This window comes from Luteimonas sp. KH_071, assembly GCF_057838005.1.
Map to the genome: position 1 here is coordinate 90,688 of NZ_CM174458.1, position 26,476 is coordinate 117,163.

Here is a 26,476-nt window from a genome sequence, read left to right on the forward strand (position 1 = left end):
ACCGTATTGACAATTCTCTGATTGGGATCATGATCCCTGATCAGGATAATCGTCTGGGGAGACAACCGATGCACGCGTTCCGATCCGCACGTCCGTGGTTCCGCTCACCGTTGTCTCTCGCCATCGCCAGCACGCTGGCCTGCGCCGCCGCGCCCGTGCTGGCCCAGGAGCGCGCCACGACGGCCGCCGAAGAGGCGGTCACGCTCGACTCGGTGGTGGTCACCGCCAACAAGCGCGTCGAGAACGTCCGCGATGTCGGCGCCTCGATCAGCGTGATCGGCGAACGCCAGCTGGAGAACATGTCCGCGAGTTCGCTGACCGACTACGCAGCGCTGATTCCCGGCATGCAGGTGCAGAGCAGCGGTACGCCCGGCCTCACCTCGGTCTCGCTGCGCGGCATCTCGGCGCTGTCGTCGGGCGCGACCGTGGCGACCTACATCGACGAGGTGCCGGTCGGTTCGAGCGGCATCTACCAGAGCGCCGGTTCGCTGATGCTGGACCTGCTGCCCTACGACATCAGCCGCGTGGAAGTGCTGCGCGGGCCGCAGGGCACCCTCTACGGTGCCGGCGCGATCGGCGGCCTGCTCAAGTACGTGACCCGCGCGCCGGACCTGGTCAACGAGGAGTTCCGCGCCGGCGTGGGCCTGCGCTCGGTGGCCGACGGCGGGCAGGACTGGAACGGCCGCATCGGCGTCGGCGTGCCGCTGCAGGAGGATCGCCTCGGCCTGCGCATGAGCTTCGCGCGCAACGGTCTGCCGGGCTACACCGACAACGCCGTCGACGGCCGCCGCGACATCAACGACAGCGAGCAGCTGGGTGGTCGCGCGGCGCTGTCCTGGGACGGCGACGCGGTCGACGTCGACCTCGCCGTCCTGCACCAGCGCATCAAGGCCAGCGACCGCGCCGTGGTCGCCCTCGCGCCCGGCAGCTATGCGCCGCTCGGAGGGGAATTCGAAGGCAGGAACTGGCAGCGACAGCCGTTCACCAAGGAACTGACGCTGACCTCGCTCAGCGTGTCCTGGGACCTGGGCTGGGCCGATCTCGTCTCCGCGACCGGCTGGTCGAAGACCAAGACCCTCGACCAGATCGACACCACGGTGCAGTTCGGTGAAGTCGCCGACCTGCTGCTGGGATTCCCCGAGCCCGGCAGCTCGAACGTGCGCTACACCTTCGATCTCGACAAGATCACCCAGGAGTTCCGTTTCAGTTCCGAGACCGGCGGTCGCTTCGAGTGGATGGCGGGCGTGTTCTACACCAAGGAAGACGCGCTGCAGAGCCAGCTCGCGTGGCTGGGCCAGCGCGACGGATCGCCGCTGCCGGCGCCGTTCGATGCGATGTTCGGCACCCTGGCGCTGATCGACCTGCCCAGCACCTACGAGGAAGTCGCGCTGTTCGCCAACGCCTCGTGGCGCTTCGGCGACCGTTTCAAGATCGACGCCGGGCTGCGCCAGGCGCGCAACGACCAGTGGTTCAGCCAGAACGTCAGCGCGGGCATCCTGGCGCCGATCGGCGACGCGCCGGGTGCATCCCGCGAAGACGTGTTCACCTGGAGCCTGAGCCCGCAGTTCAAGCTCGCCGAAGACACCATGCTGTACGCACGCGTCGCCACCGGCTACCAGCCCGGCGGCCCGAACGTCGCCCTGCCGGGCATTCCGCCGGCCGTGGATTCCTCGATGCTCGCCAGCTACGAGCTGGGGCTGAAATCGCAGACCGCCGATCGCCGCGTGCAGCTCGACGTGTCCGCGTTCCGGATCGAGTGGGACGACATCCAGGTGGCGTCGTCGTTCAACGGCATCGGCGGCCTGGTCAACGGCGGCGAGGCGAGCAGCGAAGGCCTGGAGCTGGCCTCGCAGTTCCGCGCCACCGATGCGCTGTCGCTCGGCATCAATGCGGCCTACACCAAGGCGCGGGTGAAGAACGACTTCGAAGCCACGATCATTCCGCAGGGCGATTTCGACGTCGTCCTCAATACCGGCCTGGCCGGCGACCGCATGCCCTATGTGCCCACATTGTCGTGGGCGGCGACCGCCGAGTACGCGTTCATGACCGCGCAGGGTCTGTCCGGTCAGGTGGGCGGGGTGCTGCGCTTCACCGGCGAGCGTCTGAACGACACCACGGAACGCCAGCGCGTCACCGCGCCGGGCGATGCGTCCACCGTGTTGCAGGAGACCGTGACCGCGCCGCTGCGGCTCGACAGCTATCGCGCCCTCGACCTCTACGCCGGCGTCGGCCGGGAACGCTGGGAACTGCGCGCCTACGTCAGCAACGTCACCGGCGAGGGCGGCTTCTCGTCGATGACGCCGGCGGCCGGTGCGCTCAGCGGCACGGTCGCGTATCTGGCGGCGGTGCCGATCCAGCCGCGGACGTTCGGCGTCGAACTCGACGTCCGGTTCTGAGCTGACCGGACCCGGCCCCATGTCCACTGCCGCCGTCGTGCCGCACGCCCCCGAGGCGTTGCCGCAGCCGTATCTGCTGTTTCTCGGTGACATCGTGGAACCCGGCTATGCGAAGACCGCGTTCGGCCTGCGCGACTGGGCGCCCGAGCGTTGCATCGGCGAGTTCGCCTGTGCGGGCGCGACGGTCAGCACCGGTCTGCCGCGGCTGACGCCAGCGCAGGCCCGCGGTCTGGGGGCACGCGCGATGGTCATCGGCGTTGCCAATCCCGGCGGGCGGATTCCGCCGGCCTGGGTGCCGTCGTTGCTCGATGCATTGCAGGCCGGGCTGGACCTCATCGGCGGCATGCATGCCCGGCTGGCCGGCATCGACGTGCTGCGCAACGCCGCGGTCGCGCATGGACGGCGTCTGATCGACGTGCGCGAACCGCCTTCGGAACTGCCGGTCGCCAGCGGCCGCAAACGCACCGGCAAGCGCCTGCTCACCGTGGGCACCGACTGCGCGCTGGGCAAGAAGTACACCGCCCTGTCGCTGACGCGCGCCTTTCGCGAACGCGGCCTCGACGCCACGTTCCGCGCCAGCGGCCAGACCGGCATCCTGATCGCCGGCGCGGGTGTGCCGATGGACGCGGTGGTCGCGGATTTCGCGGCCGGCGCGGCGGAATTCCTGTCGCCGGATGCCGACCCGGCGCACTGGGATGTCGTCGAAGGCCAGGGCTCGCTGTCGCATCCGGCCTATGCGGGCGTGTCGCTGTCGCTGTTGCACGGCAGCCAGCCGGACGTCATCGTCGTCTGCCACGCAGTCGGACGCGAACGCATGCTCGGACATGCCCACTATCTGGTGCCGTCGATCGAGGAGACCATCGATCTCGCGCTGCGGCTGGGCGCCCGCACCAACGCCGCGATCCGCTGCGCGGGCGTGAGTCTCAACACCGCCGCCCTCGACGACGCGGCCGCGCACGAAGCGATCGCATCCACCGCCGCCCGCCTGGGCCTGCCGGTGGCCGATCCGGTCCGCGGCGGCGCGGCCTTCGATCGCCTGGTCGACGCCTGCCTCGCATGACGTCGAACGCCAGCTGGTTCCAGCGTTACCTGCTGCCGGGCTTCGTGTTCCAGGCGGCGGTGATCGCCGGCGGTTATGCCACCGGGCGCGAACTGGTCGAGTTCTTCCTGCCGGCCGGCCCCTGGGGTGGGCTGCTCGGCATGACGGTCAGCATGCTGGTGTGGAGCGCGGTGCTGATGGTCAGTTTCGAGCTGGCCCGCGTCGCCCGCGCCTGGGACTACCGCGCGTTCTTCAAGGTGCTGCTGGGCCGCGGCTGGTTCGCGTTCGAGATCGGCTACGTGCTGCTGATGCTGGTGATCCTGGCGGTCATGGGCGCCGCCGCCGGCGAGATCGCCTTCAGCCTGTTCGGCCTGCCGAAGCTGGCCGGCTCGCTGGCGATGATCGCCGCCACCGGCGCGCTGCTGTTCTGCGGCAGCGCTGCGATCGAGAAATTCCTGGTCGCCTCGGTCGGCTATCTGTATCTGGTCTACGTGGTGTTCGTGATCTGGGCGGTGGTGGCGTTCGGTGACCGCATCGAAACGAACTTCGCGTCGGTACCGGTCGACGCGGGCTGGTTCAAGGCCGGCGTGACCTACGCCGGCTACAACGTCGCCACCATTCCCGCGGTGCTGTTCTGCGTGCGCCACTTCGGCCGTCGCCGCGAAGCGCTCGCCGCCGGCGCGCTGGCCGGACCGCTGGGCATGCTGCCGGGCGTGGTGTTCTACATCGCGATGATGGGCTACTACCACGAGATCGGCGCCGAGGCGTTGCCGTCGGCGTTCCTGCTGGCGAAATTGCAGGCGCCGTGGTTCGAATGGGTGTTCCAGCTCGCGGTAATGCTGACCCTGGTGGACACCGGCGTCGCGCTGTTGCACGCGCTCAACGAGCGCGTCGCCAACACATGGGCGGAGCGGCAGCGGCCGATGCCGCGCGCGCTGCGTCCGGCGCTCGCAGTCGGGGTCATGCTGATCGCGGTGTATGCCGCCACGGCCATCGGCCTGGTCGACTTGATCGCCAAGGGCTACGGCACGTTGACCTGGTATTTCCTGGCGATTTACGTATTGCCGCTGATGACCTGGGGCGTGTGGCTGCTGTGGCGCCGCAGGTCCATCGACGCCGCGCCCCTGCCTTGAACGACACGTCCGCGAGGACGGGAGACGCTGTCATGCCGCACCATCTGCCGGTCATCACTGCGGCGCTTCTGTCGTTGCTCGCGATCACTGCCGTCGCGGCGCCACCTGCCGGTTTCGATGCGCGGGTCGAGGCCGCGATGCAATCCCGCGACGTGCCGGGCATGGCGATCGCGATCGTCGAGGACGGCGAAATCGTGCACGCCAAAGGCTATGGCGTGCGCCGGCTCGGCGCGCCCGAACGCGTGGACGCCGACACGATCTTCCCGACCGGTTCGACCGGCAAGGCGGTGACGGCCGCGGCGCTCGCGATTCTCGTCGACGACGGCACGCTCGGCTGGGACGACCGCGTCATCGACCATCTGCCCGATTTCCGCATGTACGACCCCTGGGTCACGCGCGAGATGACCGTGCGCGATCTGCTGCTGCATCGCAGTGGCCTGGGGCTCGGCGCGGGCGATCTGCTGTTCATTCCACGCACCTCGCGCAGCCGCGCCGACATCGTGCGGGCGCTGCGGCACATCCGGCCCGCCACGAGTTTCCGCAGCGGCTACGCCTACGACAATGTCCTCTACATCGTCGCCGGCGAAGTGGTGGCCGCGGTCAGCGGACAGGAGTGGGAAACCTTCGTGCGCGAGCGCATCTTCGCGCCGCTGCAGATGCGCACCGCGACCAGTCACGAGGACGATCGCTTCGCGAACGCGAACCGCGCGCAACCGCACGCGCGCCTGGATTCGCGCCTGCGCGGCCTCGGTCCACAGCAACTGCTGCCGGAACGCGAAGGGCTGGGCCAGGTCGGCGCCGCGGCAGGCGGATTGTCCTGGAGCGCGCAGGATTTCGCGCGTTGGCTGCAGGTGCAGCTCGCGCTCGGTGCGTTGCCGGATGATCGAGGCCGCCTCTACAGCGAGGCAGTGGCGCACGCGATGTGGGACCCACAGGTGCCGGTACCGATCCACCCGTACCCGGCGCCGATCACCGACATCACGCCGCAGTTCTCCGGCTACGCGCTGGGCTGGAACGTGCAGGACTACCGCGGCGTCAAGGTGGTGCAGCACGGCGGCGCGGTGTTCGGCGTGCTGGCCTTCACCGTGCTGGTGCCCGAACGCAATCTGGGCATCTCGCTGCAGATCAACGCTGAGGATGTCGAGGTCCTGCGGGGGCTGGGCTACGAACTGCTCGACCATTACCTCGGCTTCGAACCCCGCGACTGGGTCGCGGCGTTCGACACCTGGAACCAGGCGCGCCTCGCCGACGGCCTGGCCGCGCTGGAGGCGACCGGCGCGCAGGTCCGCAAGGCGTCGCGGCCCTCGTTGCCGCACGCGGGCTATGCCGGGACCTACGCTGACGCCTGGTACGGCCCGATCGCCATCACCGAAGCGGGCCGCACGCTGCGGATCGACTTCCGCCAGACCCCCGGCATGCAGGGCACGCTGACCCACTGGCAATACGACACCTTCCGGATCGACTGGGACGACGCGGCGATCGAACCGGCCTACGCCGCGTTCGCGCTGGACGCGGCAGGCAAGGTCGCACAGATCCGCATGCAGGCGGTCTCGCCGACCGCGGATTTCAGCTACGACTACCACGACCTGCTGTTCGAGCCGCAGGCGGTGAAGTAACGCTGCGCATTGGGTGCTGGCTTCTCCTACCCACGCACGCGGCCCGGGCCGACCGTCGCCTGGGGCGGCATCACGCTCGACGTACTCGCTGCGTCACCGGATGATGGCCCATGATCGAAGCCTGACGCACCACGTCGCGTTTGTGTGGGGGAACGGCAAGCGCACTGGCCGGAGACGAGAGGGCATCGCACGAACGCCCCTGTCGAGCCGTGACTTGCGAACCACTGTTTCCAGGAAGGAAATGCCCGATGTACATCCGCAACTTGTTCGTGATGTCCGCTCTGCTGGTTTCGTTGAATGCGTGCGCCGATCCGCACCCCGGCGGCACACGATCGCTTTCTGAAACCAGCGACGGGCAATCGCCTGAGCCAAGGGCGACCATGGGCATGGACCTTGAATGCGGCGGCGCGAGTTTTGTTCTTCTCGGCAGCGGCGAGAACGCTCGCGTCGAGACGTCGGGCGCGAGCTCCACGACGTTGCCGGCGCCGCGCGGGATGCAGGGATTCGTCCCGGTGGGCATTGGATGCGCGACATCCGCGAGCGGTCAGCATTATCTGGTCGTGCAGTACGGCGAGACGCCATTCGGATGCAAGGTGTGCGAATGGTTCTTCATCTACGACGCACAAGGCGTCCCGATGAACGACGCCGTGCCCCCGACGCGTGGATACGGCGAAACGCTTGAAGCCAACAACGACGGGTACGACCGTCTTCTATCTGACCTCGGTCTGCGCCACCCGCAGATCGAGTACCCCGAATCCAATCCCAGATGATTTCAGGCTATGCCGGGTCCGACCAGGAAGGTCGCCGGACCCGACCTTGCGCTGCGGGAACGGTCGGTGCACCGATTCGCCAAGGAAGGAGTTGCACGGATGACTGCCCCGATCTACGAAGATCTGATTCAGCCTAAAGGCGCCGCGTACCGGGTATCCCAGCTCAAGGGATGGAGTCACTACCTCGAACCGATCAACGATGATCCGGCACGACTGTCCGGCAATTCCCGGATATGGGGCGACGCAACCCCGGACGTGCAATCGCGGGTAATCGACTCACTTGTCGAAGCGGCGCGCGAGGCGGGGCTCGATGCACGGAACACCGCGCACGTGCTCGCCATTGCGCGAATCGAATCCGGCTTCAATCCCGACGCCGCCGCTGGCACCACATCTGCGTCCGGGCTGGGTCAGTTCGTCGACAAGACCGGCCTGTCCTACGGACTCAACGAAAGCAACCGCTTCGACGTCGATGCGCAGGCCAGCGCGTTGGTTGCGCATTTCATCGACAACCGGGCCCTGGCGGAACGTCGCGGACAAGACGAGGCCTACATCTACAAGTACCACCACGATGGGCCGACTCTGGATTACGGCGGTCTCGCGCTGTCCCGCGAGAAGGTGCTGCCCCTGCTCGAAAGCTATACCCGGTTCGTGGAGGAACGGTTCGGCTTTGAGCGTGCGAACGGATCCAGCCCGGGGTCGAAAGAGGGTGTTTCGCGCGTCGGACCGGAATCGCCAGCGTCCGCTGCGCTGCTGCGCGAGGGCCAGCGCGGCCCCGGCGTCGCCGACCTGCAGGTCACCTTGGCAGCACTCGGTTTCAGAGACGCGCGTGATGCGCCGCTGCAGGCAGATGGAAATTTCGGCCCGCGGACCGCGGAAGCCGTGCGGGCATTCCAGCAGTCGCACGGTCTGCAGGCGGATGGCATCGTAGGATCTCAGACGCGCGAAGCGCTCGATCGGGCGCAGCAGTCTCAGGATCAAGCGTTGCGCAGTCCCGGCGCCGTACCGACATCTCCAGTTGAGAGTTTGCTGTCGGCAGCGCGCAGCGGTGACACAGCGGCATTGCAAACGGCGCTCGACGGTTTCACCGCCACCCGCTTCGGACAGATGTTTCAGCAGGCGAGGGACCAGGCTTCGCAGGAACTGGAACGCAACGCGCAATTGGACGTCCAATCGCAGTGTGGTCCCGAGCGCTGACGTCCAAGCCGCGCACTGAATGCGAGGTCCATCCAGGCTGGGGTTCGCCCCAGCTGTTTGCCCGTGCTGGATGTGCCTACCGTCTATGCATCGGTGTTGCGGAGATGGGCCATGAGCCTCAACGTGCAGTCGGCAGGCATTTCGCAGTCGAATTTCCAGGCGTTTTCGCCGCCTGAAGCGTTGCGCGCGCAGCCGCAGGGCGCGCCGCCTATTCCGACCGGCAGCTATCAGCTCGAACCGGGCTATCACCCGCAACTCGGCGCGCTGTTCGCCGCGGGCGGCAATGCCGCGAATGCGGCCTCGTTCGACAGCCAGGTGCGCGGACAGGATGCCAAGGCGATCGATCTGGACCTGATGCAGATCTCGTCCGCGGTTTACGACCCGGCGGTACAGCAGGTCGGCGACTGGAGCCGGGTCAGCGATGCGGACCTGATGGCTGCGGGTATCGACCCGGCGTTGCTGGAGAATCCGGAAAGCGGATTCCGTGCCGGCATCTACACCGATGGCGACAGCAACCACGTGCTGGCCTTTGCCGGGTCGAACGATGTGAAGGACTGGACCGCGGCCAACTTCCGCCAGGGCCTGGGTTGGGAGTCCGAGCAGTACGACGAAGCGGCGCAGCTGGCGCAGCTGGCGTCGGCCGCGTACGGCGACGATCTGGCGATCACCGGGCATTCGCTCGGCGGTGGCCTGGCCGCGACCGCGGCGATGGCCGTCGACGGCGCTGCAGTGACGTTCAATGCCTCCGGTGTGCACGACCGCACCATCGAAGGTCTGGGCCTGGATCCCGCAACCGCCAAGGCCGACGCCGCCGACGGCCAGATCCGCCGCTACAACGTCGACGGCGAAGCCCTGACCACGGCCCAGCAGGACATCTGGGGGGTCAACACCATTCCCGATGCGCCCGGTCACGAGATCGTGCTCGACGATCCCTCACCGCTGACCGGTTTCGACCGCTTCAATCCGGTTTCGATCGTCTCCCACAGCATCGCCAAGCACATGCAGGACGTCGTGATCGAGGCGCTGTCGCAGCAGCAGCCGTGGACGAACTGACCTGATCCATGTCGAAGGGATCGCCGCGGCGGCTGTGTGAGAATGCAGGCATGCGCGCCGCAGTCCTGAGCCTGTTGCTGATGTTGTCCGGCGCCGCCTGCAGTGGAGACGCGATGGACGCTCGAGCCGCTTTCACCGATGCCCGCGCGGCTGCGTTGGCCGATGCCGTTGCGACCGACGATGCCGTTGCCGTGCGCACCCAGGTGCAGGCCGGCGCCGATCCCAACGCACGCGGCGACAAGGGTGTGAATCTGTTGCAGATCGCGATGCTGGCGCAGGCCAAGGACGCGCTGAAGGCGTTGCTCGATGCAGGCGCCGATCCCAATGCGCCCGGCCTCGGCGGCGCGACGGCCGTGCACGGTGCCGCGATTGCCGACGATCCGGAATACCTGAAGATCGTCCTCGATCGCCGTGGCGATCCCGATGCCCGACATGGCGAAACGAATGCGACGCCGTTGGCCGGCGCGACCGGCCCGCGGACTGATGCGCAGTTCCGCATGCTGCTGGCGGCCGGGGCGAATCCGGGCGCCGCCGACCGCACCGGCAACACGCCGCTGCACAAGGCCGCGATGATCAACGCCGGCGACCACGTGCTGGCCCTGCTCGATGCGGGCGCCGATCCGCTGGCGAAGAACAGCCAGGGCGCCACGTTCCAGCAGTTCTTCTTCAAGACCCCCGACGCCCGCCTCACCGACACCGCGCGCGAGAAGCGCGAAGAGGTAGTGGCTTGGCTGCAGGCGCATCAGGTGCGGCTCGAGGCGGGCAGCGACTGAGCGTGTCAGCGGTCCACGATCTGACCGCGGCTTCTGAGCGGCGTCTCCTGACTGCACTTACAGATGACCCCGCGGCGCTTGGGTCGGATCAATCGACAGTGCTGCCGTCTGCATGACCTTGCATCTCGGTTTGCCCTGACTGGCGTCGTGTCTCTGCCGGGGTCGAGTCTTCGTCGCGGCGTTGCGCCGGGGTGCCGGGATGACGTTGGAAATGCCCAGTCACTCCTGCGGATTTCGACAGACGCATGTCTGCTCAAGCAGACGTCCATGGGTGCGCGCGGACATTACGAAAGTCCTTGGATGACCGCCCCCCCGTCCGCTGAAAGCCCCGCCTACCAGACATGCGTTTGTCGAGAGCTGCGGGAATGACGACGCATGGTTTCAGTCGCCAGCTGAGGCACGACGCTCATCAGATCCCTTTGCGAGGGTGCCTGTTCCGTGCCCGATCCGGGGTCGCCGCGCATCGCGCATCGCGCGTCCGGTGCGGGAAGGCCGGCGTCGTCACGTCTGAACTGGATGGCCGGGCATCTGGTGCGCCCTATCCACGATGCCCATCTGCCTCCTACGCAGCGCATCACCAGATTGAGGACGCCGCCGAATGGAGACGGCGCAACCGCTTCGGGCGGCCTCGCAAGCCGACAGCACGCCACCCCGCGGCCTAGTGCCCGCCCTAGATGGCAGCCGCCCCCTCCCGCGCTAGCGTGGAGTCCTCGAAGAGCTTGGGTGGAACACGGTCATGTCCCTGACCATTGGCGATGGCATCGGCGGCGTACAGGACACCTGGCGTCCGCAACAGACGCCGTTCCAGTCATACAGCCCGCCGCTGCCCCCGCCGCAGAGCGGTGGCTACCGTCCGGACATCAGCTATCACCCGCAGCTCCAGGCACCGGGCACCGGGCCTGTGCAGAGCCAGGGGCAGGGCGGGACCAGTCCATATGCGATTCCCGCAGGGAGTACGCTCGACGCGGTCGCCAGCGGCACACAGGCGCAACCGTTCGACGTCACGCTGTCGCAGCTGGCGACTGCCGTCTATGGCACCCGCGGCACGCCACCTCCGGGCTGGGACGCGGTCAGCGGCCAGCAGCTGATGGACCAGGGCGTCGCCGATCCGCAGGCCTGGCGCCTGCAGTACCTCGGCGCCAACGACGCGGTGCCGGCCAACGATCAGGAATTCCGTGCCGAGATCTATACCGACGGCGCCGGCAACTACGTGCTGTCGTATCGCGGTACTGCCGAGGGTGGTCCGGACTGGGACAACAATTTCCGCCAGGGCCTCGGTTACGAGACCAACGACGGCGACAAGTTCAGCCTAACTGCCGTCAACACCGCGCGCGAGTTCGCGAACGTGTTCGGTGACAACGGCGCGAACTCCTCGAACCTCGCAATCACCGGCCATTCGCAGGGCGGTGGCTTGGCCAGCGTCGGCGCGCTGGCCAGTGGCATCCCGGCGGTCACGTTCGACGCGTCGGGCATCCATCCCAATACGCTCGACCGCATGGGCATCGATCCACAGGCCGCGCGCGACAGCGCCGAAGGTGGCCAGATCCGCGCCTATTCTTTGTCCAGTGATGCGCTGACCAACGTGCAGGACAGCTGGGTGACCGGCGTCGTCGCGCCGGATGCGCTGGGCACGCAGATCGTGGTCGACCCGGCGGCGGCTGATGCGAACAGCTTGTTCTCCAACTACGGACCGACTGAAGGCTTCTCGCAGTCGCAGAGTGATGCGATCAACGCCGGTGTGGAGATCGCCCGGCATCCGCTGACCGGCGCGGTGATGCCACTGGCGGGTCTGATCGGCAACGTCGCCTACGCCGGCATCAGCCACAGCCCCAATGCGCTGACCGCCGGCATGATCGAAGCGCAGCCGTGGCAGGCCGGCTATCAGAATCCGTCGTCGCTCGGCCGCGATCTGCAGAACCTGCTGCCCGATGCGACCAAGGACGACTACGCGCGCAACGTGCATGACTTCGCCACCGACATCGACGCCGTGGTCGCCAACGAATTCGCCAACGGCCAGTTCGTGCAGGGCGGCGTCAGCCTGGCCGGTGACTTCGCCGAAGGCGCGTTCAATTCCGCCGGCGATACCATCGACGGCTATGCCGACCAGCTGGCCGGGGTGGTCGATCGCAACATCGGTGGCTGGGGCGGCGATCTGCTTTCAGGCGCGATCGACGGCGCGGGCGATGTCGCCGAATTCACCAGCGACGTGGCGGGCCAGGTGACCGAGACGCTCGCCGACGGCGCGGGTTGGGTGGCCCAAGGCGCGACGAACTTCGTCGGTGGCCTCTTCGGTCGCTGAGGCTCACGGCCTGCGCATCTGCCGTGCGTATGATCGGGCGCTGACATGATCCGCCTCCGCGCCCTGTCTTCGACCGTCCTTCTCCTCTGCGCTGCAGGGTGTGCACAGCCGTCCATGAGCAACGACGCATTCGATATGCCGACAACGGCGCAACTGGCCGATGCCGTCCGCCGCGGCGATGTTGCCGAAATCCGCCGCCAGCTCGAGCACGTGGCCCCCGACACGCCGGGCAGTGATGGTGAAACGCTGTTGATGGAAGCGATCCGTCAGCGCCGCGCGCCCAGCGTGGAGGCGCTGCTCGAAGGCGGCGCCGATCCCGACCGCGTCAACGCGCGTGGCGATACGCCGGTGCATGCGGCCGCGTTCTCCGGTGATCCGGCGATCCTGCGCGCGGTGATCGCCAAGGGCGGCGATGTCGACGCGGCCAACCCGCATACCGGTGACACGCCGCTGATGCAGGCGCTGCTGTCGCCGACCGCCGGCCAGGCCGAGGTGCTGCTCGATGCCGGCGCCGATCCGAATCTCGCCGACCGCAATGGCGACACGCCGCTGCATGTCGCCGGCCGTACCAACGGCGGCGCGGCGATCCTCGCGCTGCTGCGCAAGGGCGCCCGGCCGCAGACGGAGAACTCGCGCGGCGTGACCTTCCAGCATGAATACTTCGGGTTCCCCGCGCACCTGCTCAACGACCGCGCTCGCGCCGAGCGGCGCGAAATCGTCGCCTGGCTCAAGGCCAACGGCGTACCGCTCGAAGCGAACGTCGCCGCGACGTACTGAGCCGCTGCTGCCCTGAACGGCCGCGGGCTACCTAGGGTCCGCACCAGCTGTCCGGCGCCGTCCGGGCCACCTATCGTCGGCGCTATCGTTTCCGTAGGTGCGCGCCATGAGCCTGTCCCCGGTATCCGGCAACAGCAATCCGGTCGATCCGTTCCGCGATTTCGCGCTCGACCCCGCGCTGCAGATCTCTGCCGCGCTGGCGCCGCGCGCACCCGCGAACGTCGATATCAGCGCCGGTTTCCCGCGGGGCGATGGCAGCTTCGCCGATTCGGTCCGCGGTACGACGCCGCAGCCCGAGCAGGATCTGCAGTTCGCCCTGATGGCGAACGACAGCTACACGCTCACCGGCCCCGACGGCGTGACCGGCACTGCGGCCGAGGCCGACCTGCAGGCCGCGGGCTGGAACCGACTCGAGCCCAGCGCCGACGGCACGCATCTGGTCGATGCGCAGGGCAACCAGATTCCGATCTCGCCGGACGCCTTGCATGACGCGCAGACCGGCTTCGACGCGGCGATCTACCAGAACGCCGATGGGCAGTACGTCGTCGCCTATCGCGGTACCGACAACTGGGGCTTGGGCGCGGGTGGCGATTCGCGCGCGAACGGCGGCCAGGGGCTCGGCATGCAGACCGCGCAGTACTCGCAGGCGATGGAGCTGGCGAACATCGCGGTCGATACCTTCGGCGAGGGCAATGTCGCGATCACCGGGCACTCGCTGGGCGGCGGGCTGGCCTCGGCTGCAATGCTGGCGACCGACGTGCCGGGTGTGACCTTCAATTCGTCCGGCCTGAGCAACAACACGCTGGCCGGCCTGGGCTTCAATCCGAATGCCGCGCGCGGGGAGATTGCCGACAGCGGCCAGATCCGCCGCTACGTGGTCGATGGCGATCCCCTCACCCTCGCGCAGCAGGATCTGCCGATCGCGGTCCTGCCGATTTCGCCGCCCAACGCGGTCGGCACCGAGCTGCGCGTTGCGCCGCCCGAGGGCATGGGCCGCTTCGACATGCTGGGGCTGCACGGCGGTGGCGGTGACAATCCGTCCTACGTCGAAGCCCTGCGCCAGAATGAAGCACAGGCGCCGGTTGACCGCTCGGGCACCAATCTGGGTCTGGCGCTGGGCACGATCGAGAACATCGGCGAGCACAATCTCAACCAGCTCGGTTCGCTGGCCAATGGCATCGGCGGGCTGTATTCCGATGGCCGCTCGACCGTGACTGAAGCCGTCAGCGGCATCACCGACGCGGTGCAGAACGACTACGGCAACGGCCGCTATGTCGGTGGCACCTTCAGCATCGCCGGTGACGTGGTCGACGGTGTGGTCGGCCTCGGTGGCGATGCGATCTCCAATACGCTGGGCACCGCGGGCGATGTGGTCGAAAACGTCGCCAACCTCGGCGGCAGCGTGCTGCGAGACCTCGGCGACCGCACCGGTTTCGATGCGCCGTTCGACGCGGTGGCGAGCGGCGTGGAGTGGACTGGTCGCGCGGTCGACACCGTGGCCGATACCGTCGGCGACGGTGCGCAGTGGGGTCTGGACAAGGTCGGTGACGGCGCCGAATGGGTCATCGATCGCGCGGGTGACGGTGCCCAGTGGGTGGGCGACCGCGTGGTCGACGGCGTGACCTGGACCGGTAACCGTATTGCCGATGGCGCACGCGCGGTCGGCGATGCCGCCAGCTGGACCGGTGATCGTCTGTCCGATGGCGCGCGCTGGGCCGGCGAAAACCTCAACCCGGTCAACTGGTTCCGTTGAGCGCCGCGATTCGGGGCTGCAGTTGCGCCCGGGATCCCCGCGCCCTGTCACGACGACCGATTGCCGGTCGGGCTAGGCTGATGGCTTGTACCGCTTCGGAGGCCTCGACATGATGGGTGTCGCTTCGATCGCGCCATTTCCGCAGTGGCGGATCATCGCCTGCATCGTGTTGGCACTCGCTGCCAGCGGCGCCTGCGCCAGACAAGGAACCAGCATGACCCAGGACCACGCCTCCGATCCCGCCGCCTCCGCACTGTCGCGCGCTGCGAGCGCGGGTGATGCCGCAGAGATCCGCCGCCTGATCGCCGATGGTGCCAATCCCAACGCCAAGGACGCCCAGGGCTCGCCGTTGCTGCAGGCCGCGATCCTGCGGGGCGACCGCCGCGCGTTCGAGGCCCTGCTTGATGCCGGCGCGGACACGACCACCGGCGCGGCCAACGGCAACACCGCCGTGCACGTGGCCGCGATGCAGGACGATGCCGGCTATCTGAAGACGCTGCTGGCCGGCGGCGCGTCCGCCGACACGCCCAACACGAAGAACGGCGAGACGCCGCTGTTCAACGCGCTCGAAGCGCGCAACGACGACACCATCCGCCTGCTGCTGGAAGCCGGCGCGCGTGCCGATGCGACCGACGCCTTCGGCGCGACGCTGCTGCACAAGGCCGCGCGCATCAACGCGACCGGCTGGGTTGTGCGCTTCCTCGAAGCCGGCGCCGATCCGACCGCCCGCGACCGCGTCGGCGTGACCTTCCAGCCCTCATTCTTCCGTGCCCGCGACGCGGTGCTGTCGGCCGATGCGAAGCGCGACCGCGAGACCGTGCGCGAATGGCTGGTCGCGCGGCAGATTCCGATCGAAGACAAGCACTGATCGAAGAACCGCACTGAGTAGACGGGCGCGTTCGGCGACCAGGTTCGTCTGAACAAGCCCGCGATCGCGACGTCTCGCGGACTTCAACCGTCATCCCGGCGCAGGCCGGGATCCAGTGTCTTTTGCGACCGCAGGGTGCAGCTGGACCTCAACTGCGGACCCCCATCAATAGCCGAGGTGAAACTCGAGAGGCGCTGGACGCGCAGCGTTTTCGCGCCGTCGAGACGCACTTGCAGCGCACGCCCGGATGACGATGGATCGCACGATCCGTGCCGTCAGGCGCCCACCGGATTCACCACGTTCGAGTCACGGCCAGGCAGGCGGCGACGCCTGCCACGCCGCAAATACTTCTGCCAGCGTCGAGCGCTCTGCGGCCGTCCAGTCGGGCAGCAGCGCCGGATAGCGCGCCGGATCCCCCCACAGCGCCGGTTCGGTGCGTACCGCGGCGGCGTACCAGCGCACCGCTTCATCGCGCCGGTCGTTCGACCATAGCCCGAGCGCCAGCGTCGGCGGCGCCCACGAGGGGCGCAACAGACGGCCGTCGAGCGCCTGACGCCACTGGTCGAGCGCTTCCCGATGATGACCGCCGCGGTACAGATCCCAGCCGTAATTCCAGTGGATCGTGCTGCGCTGGGGCGAACGTACCGACAGCGGGCCGAGCGCCTGTTCGTACAGGGCGCGTCCGGTCTCTTCGCGCCCGCTCCGCATCAGCGCATGTGCAAGCTGCGCACGTGCCTGGTCGGCGTTGCGGGCGTTGCGGTCGATCAGCTGCATCAAGCGGGCGTGTGTCTCGTCGTCGTTGCCGGCAATCGCGACGACCGGCGAAGCGGTCCGCGAGTCGTTGTCGAAATAGAACTCGGCCGGCGCCGGCAAGGTCTGTGCGCCGACGGTCGACGCGAACAGCAGGCCCAGGCCAGCGAGGCCGGAACGCAGGTATCCCATGACATCTCCCCCATCGTTTAACGCTGTGCCGGGCCCATACACCACGACATCCCCGCGCCAATTGTAGCCACCCTGCGTGCTGGATCGCCGGACCGGCTTCACGGATGGTGAGGTCTGCGTCGCATGCGGCTTGCGGGCTCGCGGATCAGGGTGCGCGAAGCAGTGCGTGGCGGGTCGGAATTCCGACGACACGACGCGGGCGCAGAGGGGCCGCGCACCGCCGATCGCGTCAGCGCCGCCAGACCAGACAGCGGTTGTGCGACGGCATCGCGATGTCGTCCTGCAGATGCAGGCCGATGCGCGATGCCAGTGCATCGACCGCTTCGAGATCGCGGATGCCCGAGCGTGGATCCCGGGCCTTGAGCCAGCCGTCGAACGCGTGATTGCTGTCGCTGGTGTACGCGCCGCCGACATTGAAGGGGCCGTAGACGATCAGCGTCGCGTCATCGGAGAGTGCGCGGTCCAGACCGGCGAAGCAGGCCTCGACCTCTGGCCAACCCATGATGTGCAGCGTGTTCGCGGTGAACGCGGCATCGAAACGGCCATCCGCAGTCGCGGCCACGGGCCATGCGCTTTGCGTGACATCCAGTGCCACGGGCGCAGGCGTGTTCGGCAGGGCCGCCTCGTCGAGCCACGCTGCGATCCCCGGCAGATGCGCCGGGCGTTCCGAGGTCTGCCAGCGCAGCCACGGCATCGCGGCGGCGAAATGGACGGCGTGCTGGCCGGTGCCGCTGCCGATTTCCAGCACGCTGCGACGGGTCTCGAGCGCGCCGAGCAGGACCTCGAGGATCGGCCCGCGGTTGCGGTCGCAGGAAGGCGCAGAGGGTTTGTCGCGTGGAGGCTGCGGGTGCGTCATGGGCGCCACGATACGGCAGCGTGGGATTCGTGCACGTCAGTCGGGACCCGCGCCGTTGTCCCAGCGAGGGCCACGGCGCAAGCGGATCGGACCGGAGAGGGGCGTCGCCGGGTCGAGGACCCTGTCTGCCTGTGTGATCCGGATCCGTTGCGCCGCCGCAAGCGCGCACGCCACGCGCCGCACGTCGGGCATCGCGGTGCGCCACGTGGTCTCGTCATACAGGCGGCGCGCAACCTCCGAGGGGCAGATCGACGCGTCGGGCGCGCGTGCATCCAGCAACGCGCGGATGTCCGCTGCGATCCGGTCATCCATCGCTGCCATCGGCTCAGGCGGGCTGGAGCAGCCGCAGACCGAACCGGTCGCTGTCGTCGTTCCAGCCATGCGTGACGCGCAGGCCCGCCTGTGCGACCAGCCCGGCGAACGACGTGTCGGTGTATTTCTGGCTGATCTCGACATGCATGGCTTCGCCGTCCTCGAATTCGAAGACGCGATCGCCGATCCGCACGGTCTGCGCCCGCTCGCTGACGAGCGCGGTTTCGATGCGCATGCGGTCGCGCGCGTAGAGCGCCCGATGACGGAACGCCTCGGTATCGAAGTCACTGCCGATCTCGCGGTTGAGCCGCGTCAGCAGATTCAGGGTGAATGCTGCAGTCACGCCGGCGCGGTCGTTATAGGCGGCTTCCAGAATCGCCGGATCCTTGTCCAGGTCGATGCCGATCAGTGCGCACCCGCCATCGCCCATCGTGCCGCGCATCGAGCGCAGCAGGCGGACGGCTTCGTCGTCGTAGAAGTTGCCGAGCGTCGATCCCGGGAAGAACACCAACGTCCGGTGCGCGCGGCGCTCGGCGTGCGGCAGCGGCACCGGGCGGGTGAAATCCGCGCACACGGGCAGCATCTGCACGTCGGGGAAGGATTGGCCGAGGCGGGTCACGCTGTCCATCAGCGCGGTGCGCGAAATTTCGATCGGCGTGTAGGCGACCGGCGCCGCGAGGCCTTCGAGCAGCAGTTCGGTCTTGCGACCACTGCCGCTGCCGAATTCGACCACGTGCACACCATCGCCGATCGCCTGTGCGATCGACGGCATCTGCGCTTCCAGCAATGCCAGCTCGACCTGTGTGAGGTAGTACTCGGGCTGGCGCGTGATCGCCTCGAACAGGCGCGAGCCTTCCGCATCGTAGAAATACTTCGACGGCAGCGTCTTCGGCGTACGCGACAGGCCGGCGACCGCATCCGCGGTGATGTCGTCCGGCTGCGGACGCAGGTCGGTCAGGGCGGCCTGCGCACGGGCTCGGGCGATGGCGGCATTCATGGAGAGTCCTTGGCCAGGCGCAGACCGGCGAACTGCCACCGCGCATCGGAGGGGAAGAAGTTGCGGTAGCTGGCACGCACATGGTCGGCGGAGGTCGCGCAGCTGCCGCCGCGAAGCACCCACTGCGCATCCATGAACTTGCCGTTGTATTCGCCCAGCGTGCCGGGCCATGGCCGATAGCCGGGATACGCGGTGTAGGCGCTGGACGTCCATTCCCAGACGTCGCCGAACATCTGCTGCAGACCCGTCGATGCAGGTGCAGGCGCGCCTGGATGCAGGCGGCCGCTGTCGACGAAGTTGCCTTCCACCGGCAGCGACGCCGCAGCCTGCTCCCACTCGAACTCGGTCGGCAGGCGCGCGCCGGCCCACCGCGCGAATGCATCGGCCTCGTAATAGCTCAGATGGCAGACCGGCGCATCGGGATCGAGCGTGCGCCAGCCGCCGAGCGTGAACTCGGCATCGCAGCCCGCGTTCCAGTACAGCGGTCGCGTCCAGACGCGCGCCCGCACGGCATCCCAGCCTGCGCTGAGCCAGACACCTGCCGTGCGATAGCCGCCGTCCTCGATGAAGGCCAGGAATTCGGCATTGCTGACCAGCCGGCTCGCCAGCGCATGGGCCGGCACCAGGACGCGATGCCGTGGCGATTCGTTGTCGTACGCGAAGCCGTCGTCTCCGGGCCACACGGCATGGCCGGCTTCGACGATCGACTCCTGCCGCGCGATCCAGTTCAGTGCCGCCGCGCCGCCGGCCGTCTGCGGCAGGTCTTCGCGGTAGGCAGGCGTGAGCGGATTGCTGAAGAACGCATGCTTGATGTCGGTCAGCAGCAGTTCCTGGTGCTGCTGCTCGTGATGCAGGCCGAGTTCGACGATGTCGAGCAGACGCGTCTCGAGCGCACCGCGCTGCAAACGGTCGCGCATGCGCGACTCGACCGCCTCACGATAGTGCGACACCTGCGCGAGCGTCGGTCTGGACAGCACGCCGCGCTGCGGCCGCGCATGCATGGGTCCCGCGCTCTGGTAATAGCTGTTGAACAGGAAATCCCAAGCGGGATCGAACGGTGTGTAGCCGCCACCATCCGCGAGCACGAACCGTTCGAAGAACCACGTGGTATGCGCGAGATGCCATTTCGTCGGACTCGCGTCCTCCATGCTCTGCACCATGGCGTCCTCGGCGCCGATCGGTGCAGCGAGTGCAGCGCTCCGACCGCGCACCGCATCGAAACGCTGCGCGAGCCTGCGGCATCGCGCGTCGACATCGCCGGCTCCGGAGGAGGGCGGAACAGGTTCATGGAGCGCCATCCGCGAAGTTTTGGGGGCGCGGCGTGACGGTGCCGTCATCACCCTGCGTCGGACATCGCAATCGGAATCACCTCGGCCGCAGGTTTTTGAACGGCAGCCGGCGACATGTGGGTCATAACGGAATTTCTACGGCACGGACCACACCAGCCATACGTCCACACGTCGACACTGCAGATCAACATCCACGAAGGAGTCATCCGATGCGACGTATCGCTCTCCCGCTGGCGGCAGCAATGGCGTTTGCGTTCACCGCCTGCAGCAACGAACCGCCGCCGCCGGATGTGCCGCCCACCGAGCCGGCGCCGATGACCGATCCGGCGACACCTCCGATGGATCCGGCACCGGATCCGATGAACCCGCCGCCCTCCGATCCGATGATGCCGCCACCCACGGACCCGAGCATGCCGCCGCCGACGGATCCGATGACACAGCCGCCGACCGATCCGATGACGACCCCGCCGGCGACACCGCCGGTCGAAGGTGAAGGTATGACCTCCAGCGACACCTGATCCACGATCCGATTCCAAGCACGTTCCATTGATGAAACCGGTCGACGTCGCCGACGTCCGCGCCTGACGGCGCACGCTCTCTCCAGCCGGTTCCACTTGCCGTCCGCCTCCCCGGGGCGGGCGGCTTTTTCTTGTCCACCAGATGCAGCGCCCACCGGGCGTGCACGCGCGGGTCTACGCCCTTGATGGCCAGGGCACACCGCGATAGGACGCGCGGTGTGCGAGTGCCAGTAATGCGTGATCCTCATGCGTATCGCCATGCGCATGGACCTCGCGATAGGCGGCGAGGTCGTAGTGCTGGCGCACGCGGTGCGCCTTCTCGCCTGCGACGCATTGCGGTCCGGCGTACCGCCCGGTCACGCGATCGCCGTCACATTCCAGTGACGAGCAGAGCAGCTCGACCCCCTGCGCTTCGCACCAGGGCGCGAGATAGACATCGAAACCGCCGGAGACCACCACCACCGTGTCGCCGCATCCGCGATGGGACTCGATGCGTGCCTGCATCTCCGGTCGTACCAGTGTGGGCAGCACCGTGACTGCGAAGCGGCGGCCTGCGTCCTCGATGGCGGCACGCGGCAGACCCCTAAACGCGTAGCGCACGAGCAGGGTGCGCAGCACGGACACAGGCAGCAGCTTGAGCTTGTACGCCAGCACCGGCAGCACGAACAGCAGCTTGCCCAGGTGCAGGCGATGCGGCGGGGTTGCGAAGCGCAGGAAATCCGGCAGCGTCTCGCGCGTGGTGATGGTGCCATCGAAATCGAACAGCGCCAGCACCGGACGTGTCTCCGATGCATCGTGCGCACTCATGCGATCGACATCGCCGCCTGTGCCAGCAGCGCGACGACGCAGCCGATGGCGCCGAACCACGCGAGGCTGCGCAGCCAGGCGAGATCCGCGACATAGGCGATGCCATGCAGCACGCGCAGAGCGACGAATGCGATCGCCAGCATCGCGATGCGGTCGGGGGTCACGCCGGCGAGCTGCGCGAGCACCACGCCTGCGGCGAACGGTGCGAACGCCTCCATCGCATTGAGATGCGCGTTGTAGGCCCGCTTCAGTCGCGGATGGTCCTGGCGCGCGATCCAGCCACGCGGATCGCGGTTGTCGTAGCGCGGCACCGATGCCTTCGCGAGTGCGACCCAGACATAGGGCAGCAGCGCGGCGATCAGGACGCACCAGTAGGCGGTGGACACGGTCATCGGGTCGTTCCTTGAATTCCGGTCGATGGCTTATCGCATGCAGACGCGGGTGGTGTCCTGCCTGAGCGCGCGAGGTGAGACGGATCGAGCCCTCCCCATGGATGGGGGAGGGCTTTCGATCTTTTGCAGCGTGGACGACGCTGCTCTCAAAAAAAGCGGCGACATCACTGTCGCCGCCTTCGTGTCACATGTGGACCGGCGACGCCTTACGGCGCGCCGCCCGCTTCGCTGCGCATCTGGTCGCGCGCGGCCTTGAACGGGTTGCCCTCGTACCAGTTCGGCCACTGGCCGTCGTCGGCGAGCGTGCGGCCCACGCCGTACAGCGCTTCGAGATCCTGCACCACGCCTTCGAGGTTCCAGTCGGCGTTGTACTCGTCGCTCGGCTGGTGATAGCGCGTGGCGTAGTCGTCGGTCGCGGCCTTGCCCGCGGCAGCGCCGCCTTCGACCAGATCGTTGCCGCCCTTCGCATACAGCGCCGGCACGCCGGCCTTGGCGAAGTTGAAATGATCGGAGCGGAAGTAGAAGCCGCCGGCGGTGTTGCCTTCTTCCACCAGGGTGCGGTTCTGCTGGTCGGCGTAGGTCTTGAGGATGTCCTCGAGTTCCGAGTTGCCCTTGCCGGTGACCACGAAGTCACGCGACGGACCGGCGACGCTCATGGCATCGAGATTGATCACGCCGACCGTCTGCGCCAGACCCATGCTCGGCTGCGCCACGTAGTACTTGCTGCCCAGCAGGCCCGACTCTTCGAGCGTGACGGCCAGGAACACCAGCGAACGCTTCGGCTTGGGCTCGGCGGTGGCGAACTTCTCGGCGATCTCGATGATGCCGGCCACGCCGGTCGCATTGTCGATGGCGCCGTTGTAGATCGTGTCGCCCTCACCTTCGTGCTTGCCCAGGTGATCCCAGTGCGCGAGATAGAGGATCGCCTCGTCCGGCGCCTCGGTGCCCGGCAGGATGCCGATCACGTTGCGCGAGCTCTTCTCGGCGATCGTGCTCTTGAGATCGAAACCGACCGTCGCGTTGAGCGGCACCGGCTTGAAGCCGCGGGTGTTGGCGGCCTTGATCTGTTCGTCGAGATCGAGACCCGCGTCGGCGAACAGCTGCTTCGCGACGTCGCCGGTGATCCAGCCCTGCGCCGGCAGGCGCGGTTCCGGATCGTCCTCGGCGCGCAGGTCGAACTGCGCGCCCGACCAGGAATTCTTCACCACGTCCCAGCCGTACGAGGCGCCCGGCGTGTCGTGGATGATCAGCGCGGCCACCGCGCCCTTGCGCGCGGCTTCCTCGAACTTGTACGTCCAGCGACCGTAGTAGGTCATCTTCTCGCCGTCGAACAACGTCGCGTCGTTGGCGTGGAAGCCCGGGTCGTTGACCAGCATGACGACGGTCTTGCCCTTGAGGTCGAGGCCGGCGTAGTCGTTCCAGTTCTGCTCCGGCGCATCGACACCGTAGCCGACGAACACCAGTTCGCTGTCGGCGACATTGATGTCGGTCTGGCCAGTGCGCGTACCGATCACCATCTCGTCGCCGAACTTCAGCTCACGCTCGCCCGCGGTGTTGCGCAGGCGCAGCACGGTCGACGGATCGGCGGTGGTCTCGACCATCGGCACCGTCTGGTACCAGTCGTTGTTGTCGCCGCCCGGCTGCAGGCCGATGCGCTCGAACTGGGCCTTGATGTACTCGACCGTCCTGTCTTCACCGGCGGTGCCGGGCGCGCGGCCCTCGAACTCGTCGGATGCCAGCACGCGCACCATCTCGCCGAAATCGCCAGCGGTGATGTCGGGCGAGAACGTGTGCTCGGCCTGGGCATCGGGCGGCGTGGCCGCATCCGGCGTGGCGGCCTTGTCGCCACACGCGGCGAGGACCAGCGCGGCCGGCAACGCCAGCAGCAGAAGAGGTTTGCGCATCCTGGAATCTCCGGAAAATCGTGGAGGCCGCACTATACGTGCGTTCATGGGGTGATGCTTTTGGGTGGCTACTGCGTGCTTGCTCCGGCGCGACGGCGATGCAGATCGGACGTCAATCTTCCAGAGGGCGAGGTGCTTGGCTTTCTGCGTTGCAGCGCATTTCAAACTGCCCGCTCTTGCTCTGCTTTCGAGCCTCTCTCCCTCTGGGAGAGGGGTTGGGGTGAGGGTGCTTTTCGGGCTCCACGTGTGTAGAACTCAACCCTCACCCGAAGCGCTGTGCGCTTCGACCTCTCCCGGAGGGAGAGGTGCTTGATGCCTGCGTGTGCCGCGACCTCAATCGAGATCGCGATGTGCAATCAGATACGCGGCCACAGATCGCTCGCGCCCTTACTCCTGCGGCGCCCGCGCACTGTCGTAGGGCACCGCGGTCGCGCCGCTGATCGCGCCGGTCCTGGCGCTGGTGTGCACGTACAGGGTGACTTCGCGCTTGAATTCCAGCGGGCCGTCGACGATCGCATCGGGACCGATGATCACACGCGGGTTGCGACGGCTGATCGTCACCGGGAACCAGCTCGACGACGGCTTGTCGATCACCAGCTTGCCGCGTACGCGCGAACCGGCGCCGATGGTGACGTCGCCGTTGACGGTCTTCACGTCGCCGGTGACCTCGGTGCCGACCATGCCGATCGCGCCATTGACCGTGGTGACGTTGCCGTCGACGCGGCCGCCGCGGTCGACGAACACACCGCCACTGACGCTTTCGATGTTGCCGCCGAGTTGCGCGTCGGTGCCGACGCGGATGCCGCCATTGACCGTGGTCAGCGATTTCGCCTGCGCGCGGGCACCGACCTGGATGCCGCCATTGACGGTTTCCATGTCCTCGACCTGGATGCCGTCGCCGGCGCGGATACCACCGTTGACGGTCTCCACGTTGCGCGTCCTGGCGCCGTCGCCGATGCGGATGCCGCCGTTGACCGTGCTCAGGTCGCGGTAGGTCTGGCCGGCTTCTGCCTCGACGCCGCCGTTGACCTTGGAAATGTCCTCTTGCGCGAATGCGGCGCCGGTGGCCAGCGCAAGGGCGGCGGCGAGCAGCAGGGGGGCGGTGCGCAAGCGCGCAGGGGCAGGGGACATGACCGTGACCTCGTGAATGGAAGGGCGGGCCGGAACCCGTCGACAGGTAGCTTGCCCCCGCTTCGCTACAATCGCATCTGTCTTTGGTCACTGGGTCGATCGTCGTGCCGCACGCCGCCAGCTCTCCCCGTCCGCGCCCCGTCGTCCTGCTGATCCTCGATGGCTGGGGGCACCGCGACGACCCGCGCGACAACGCCCTGGCGCTCGCGGATCTGCCCAACTGGCGCCGTCTGCTGGCCGAGCACCCGACCACGCTGATCCACACCGAGGGCCGCCACGTCGGCCTGCCGGACGGGCAGATGGGCAATTCCGAAGTCGGCCACATGAACATCGGCGCCGGCCGCATCGTCTACCAGGATCTGACTCGCATCGACGCGGCGATCGAGGACGGCAGCTTCTTCGACAATGCCGAACTCCTCGCCGCCTGCGACGCGGTGCGTGCCAACGGCGGCACGCTGCACGTCATGGGTCTGCTGTCGCCCGGCGGCGTGCACAGCCATGAGGCGCATCTGGCCGCGATGCTGGACCTCGCCGCGAAACGCGGCGTCGCCCGCGTGGCCGTGCATGCGTTCACCGACGGCCGCGACATGCCGCCGCGTTCGGCCGAACCCAGCCTGCGCGCACTGCAGGATCACTGCGCCGCGCTCGGCAACGCGCACGTGGCCAGCGTGTCCGGTCGCTACTACGCGATGGACCGCGACAATCGCTGGGAGCGCGTGCGCCTGGCCTGGGACGCGATCGTCGATGCGACATCGCCGCACCACGCGCCCGATGCGGTCGCCGCATTGCACGCCGCCTATGCGCGCGAGGAGAACGACGAGTTCGTACTGCCGACCGTCATCGACGGCGCCACGCCGATGGCCGATGGCGATGCCGTCGTCTTCATGAACTTCCGCGCCGATCGCGCGCGTCAGCTGACGGCCGCGTTTGTCGATCCCGCGTTTGCCGGCTTCGAGGCACGGCGTCCGCAGCTCGCGCGCTTCGTCTGCCTCACCGAATACGACGCGCGCCTGCCGGCGCCGCTCGCGTTCGCGCCTGACACGCTGCCGAACACGCTGGGCGAGGTGCTCGGTGCGAACGGGCTGACCCAGCTGCGCATCGCCGAGACCGAGAAGTACGCGCACGTGACGTTCTTCATGAGCGGCGGCCGCGAGGATCCCTATCCGGGCGAGGACCGCATCCTCGTGCCGAGCCCCAAGGTCGCGACCTACGATCTGCAGCCGGAAATGAGCGCGCCCGAAGTCTGCGCCAAACTCGTGCAGGCCGTGCGCGACCAGCGTTTCGACGTGGTGATCTGCAACTTCGCCAATCCGGACATGGTCGGCCACACCGGCGTGCTGGCCGCGGCGATCAAGGCCGTTGAAACGGTAGACAAGGCGGTCGGCGAGATCGTCGCGGTCGTGCGCGAACTGGGCGGCGAACTGCTGGTCACCGCCGACCACGGCAACGTCGAAATGATGCGCGACCCGGAAACCGGCGAGCCGCACACCTCGCACACGGTCGGTCCGGTGGATCTGGTCTACGTCGGCAGCCGCGACGTGCCGTTGCGTGGTGGCGGTGCCCTGCGCGATCTCGCGCCGACCATCCTCGATCTGATCGGCGTCGAAGCGCCGGCCGAGATGACCGGTCGCAGCCTGCTGCAGGCCGCCGGCTGAAC

The 26,476-nt window shown here is 67.9% G+C and carries 23 protein-coding genes; 13 read left to right on the plus strand and 10 right to left on the minus strand.

Annotated elements, in window-relative coordinates:
• Positions 1-68: 68 nt before the first annotated feature.
• The 12 genes from AC3IRM_RS00430 (at position 69) to AC3IRM_RS00485 (ending at position 15,671) form a co-directional block, all read left to right on the plus strand.
• The gene (locus AC3IRM_RS00430; protein ID WP_489204377.1) at positions 69-2,396 is read left to right on the plus strand and encodes a TonB-dependent receptor; all 2,328 of its coding nucleotides are present in this window, start codon (positions 69-71) and stop codon (positions 2,394-2,396) included.
• 19 nt (positions 2,397-2,415) lie between these two features.
• Positions 2,416-3,456 (plus strand): N-acetyltransferase DgcN family protein, encoded by a 1,041-nt coding sequence (locus AC3IRM_RS00435; RefSeq protein ID WP_489204378.1) that lies wholly within the window; start codon positions 2,416-2,418, stop codon positions 3,454-3,456.
• On the plus strand, positions 3,453-4,568 hold the full coding sequence (locus AC3IRM_RS00440) for a YkvI family membrane protein (RefSeq protein ID WP_489204379.1): 1,116 nt from the start codon (positions 3,453-3,455) through the stop codon (positions 4,566-4,568). The genes AC3IRM_RS00435 and AC3IRM_RS00440 overlap by 4 nt, the downstream gene beginning before the upstream one ends.
• A 32-nt stretch (positions 4,569-4,600) precedes the next feature.
• Positions 4,601-6,184 carry a serine hydrolase gene (locus AC3IRM_RS00445; protein WP_489204380.1) on the plus strand — a complete coding sequence of 528 codons (1,584 nt, stop codon included), beginning with the start codon at positions 4,601-4,603 and terminating at the stop codon, positions 6,182-6,184.
• 248 nt (positions 6,185-6,432) lie between these two features.
• On the plus strand, positions 6,433-6,954 hold the full coding sequence (locus tag AC3IRM_RS00450; protein ID WP_489204381.1) for a hypothetical protein: 522 nt from the start codon (positions 6,433-6,435) through the stop codon (positions 6,952-6,954).
• Between the two features lie 99 nt (positions 6,955-7,053).
• Positions 7,054-8,148 (plus strand): peptidoglycan-binding protein, encoded by a 1,095-nt coding sequence (locus tag AC3IRM_RS00455; RefSeq protein WP_489204382.1) that lies wholly within the window; start codon positions 7,054-7,056, stop codon positions 8,146-8,148.
• A 111-nt stretch (positions 8,149-8,259) separates the two neighbouring features.
• Complete coding sequence (locus AC3IRM_RS00460) at positions 8,260-9,201, plus strand: Tle-like phospholipase domain-containing protein (protein ID WP_489204383.1); 942 nt, start codon at positions 8,260-8,262, stop codon at positions 9,199-9,201.
• A gap of 50 nt (positions 9,202-9,251) precedes the next feature.
• Positions 9,252-9,974, plus strand: a complete 723-nt coding sequence (locus tag AC3IRM_RS00465) for an ankyrin repeat domain-containing protein (RefSeq protein ID WP_489204384.1) — start codon at positions 9,252-9,254, stop codon at positions 9,972-9,974.
• A 736-nt stretch (positions 9,975-10,710) separates the two neighbouring features.
• Positions 10,711-12,273, plus strand: coding sequence for a Tle-like phospholipase domain-containing protein (locus AC3IRM_RS00470; RefSeq protein WP_489204385.1), 1,563 nt, complete (start codon positions 10,711-10,713; stop codon positions 12,271-12,273).
• Positions 12,274-12,387: 114 nt separating this feature from the next.
• Complete coding sequence (locus AC3IRM_RS00475) at positions 12,388-13,050, plus strand: ankyrin repeat domain-containing protein (RefSeq protein WP_489204386.1); 663 nt, start codon at positions 12,388-12,390, stop codon at positions 13,048-13,050.
• Positions 13,051-13,156: 106 nt separating this feature from the next.
• Positions 13,157-14,803, plus strand: coding sequence for a Tle-like phospholipase domain-containing protein (locus AC3IRM_RS00480; RefSeq protein ID WP_489204387.1), 1,647 nt, complete (start codon positions 13,157-13,159; stop codon positions 14,801-14,803).
• Between the two features lie 214 nt (positions 14,804-15,017).
• Positions 15,018-15,671, plus strand: coding sequence for an ankyrin repeat domain-containing protein (locus AC3IRM_RS00485; RefSeq protein ID WP_489204388.1), 654 nt, complete (start codon positions 15,018-15,020; stop codon positions 15,669-15,671).
• 306 nt (positions 15,672-15,977) lie between these two features.
• On the opposite strand, the gene AC3IRM_RS00490 is transcribed toward AC3IRM_RS00485, so the two are convergent.
• From AC3IRM_RS00490 to AC3IRM_RS00535, 10 genes are all read right to left on the minus strand, one after another.
• Complete coding sequence (locus tag AC3IRM_RS00490) at positions 15,978-16,613, minus strand: tetratricopeptide repeat protein (protein WP_489204389.1); 636 nt, start codon at positions 16,611-16,613, stop codon at positions 15,978-15,980.
• Between the two features lie 229 nt (positions 16,614-16,842).
• Positions 16,843-17,469, minus strand: coding sequence for a DUF938 domain-containing protein (locus AC3IRM_RS00495; RefSeq protein WP_489204390.1), 627 nt, complete (start codon positions 17,467-17,469; stop codon positions 16,843-16,845).
• Positions 17,470-17,505: 36 nt separating this feature from the next.
• The gene (locus AC3IRM_RS00500) at positions 17,506-17,781 is read right to left on the minus strand and encodes a DUF3253 domain-containing protein (RefSeq protein WP_489204391.1); all 276 of its coding nucleotides are present in this window, start codon (positions 17,779-17,781) and stop codon (positions 17,506-17,508) included.
• Positions 17,782-17,794: 13 nt separating this feature from the next.
• Complete coding sequence (egtD, locus tag AC3IRM_RS00505; protein WP_489204392.1) at positions 17,795-18,778, minus strand: L-histidine N(alpha)-methyltransferase; 984 nt, start codon at positions 18,776-18,778, stop codon at positions 17,795-17,797.
• The gene (gene egtB, locus AC3IRM_RS00510) at positions 18,775-20,076 is read right to left on the minus strand and encodes an ergothioneine biosynthesis protein EgtB (protein WP_489204393.1); all 1,302 of its coding nucleotides are present in this window, start codon (positions 20,074-20,076) and stop codon (positions 18,775-18,777) included. The genes egtD and egtB overlap by 4 nt, the downstream gene beginning before the upstream one ends.
• A gap of 193 nt (positions 20,077-20,269) precedes the next feature.
• On the minus strand, positions 20,270-20,590 hold the full coding sequence (locus tag AC3IRM_RS00515; protein ID WP_489204394.1) for a hypothetical protein: 321 nt from the start codon (positions 20,588-20,590) through the stop codon (positions 20,270-20,272).
• 169 nt (positions 20,591-20,759) lie between these two features.
• Positions 20,760-21,392: an HAD-IB family hydrolase gene (locus AC3IRM_RS00520; RefSeq protein WP_489204395.1), complete on the minus strand. Its 633-nt coding sequence runs from the start codon at positions 21,390-21,392 to the stop codon at positions 20,760-20,762.
• Entirely contained in the window at positions 21,389-21,784 is a 396-nt protein-coding gene (locus tag AC3IRM_RS00525) for an MAPEG family protein (RefSeq protein ID WP_489204397.1), read from the minus strand. Before AC3IRM_RS00525 ends, AC3IRM_RS00520 begins: the two co-directional genes overlap by 4 nt.
• 206 nt (positions 21,785-21,990) lie before the next feature.
• Positions 21,991-23,688 carry a M28 family metallopeptidase gene (locus AC3IRM_RS00530; protein ID WP_489204398.1) on the minus strand — a complete coding sequence of 566 codons (1,698 nt, stop codon included), beginning with the start codon at positions 23,686-23,688 and terminating at the stop codon, positions 21,991-21,993.
• 387 nt (positions 23,689-24,075) lie between these two features.
• A complete protein-coding gene (locus tag AC3IRM_RS00535) occupies positions 24,076-24,819 on the minus strand; it encodes a DUF4097 family beta strand repeat-containing protein (protein ID WP_489204399.1) in 744 nt (247 codons plus the stop codon).
• An 83-nt stretch (positions 24,820-24,902) separates the two neighbouring features.
• On the opposite strand from AC3IRM_RS00535, the gene gpmI reads away from it, so the two are divergent.
• Positions 24,903-26,474 carry a 2,3-bisphosphoglycerate-independent phosphoglycerate mutase gene (gene gpmI / locus AC3IRM_RS00540; RefSeq protein WP_489204400.1) on the plus strand — a complete coding sequence of 524 codons (1,572 nt, stop codon included), beginning with the start codon at positions 24,903-24,905 and terminating at the stop codon, positions 26,472-26,474.
• The last annotated feature ends 2 nt before the right edge of the window (positions 26,475-26,476 follow it).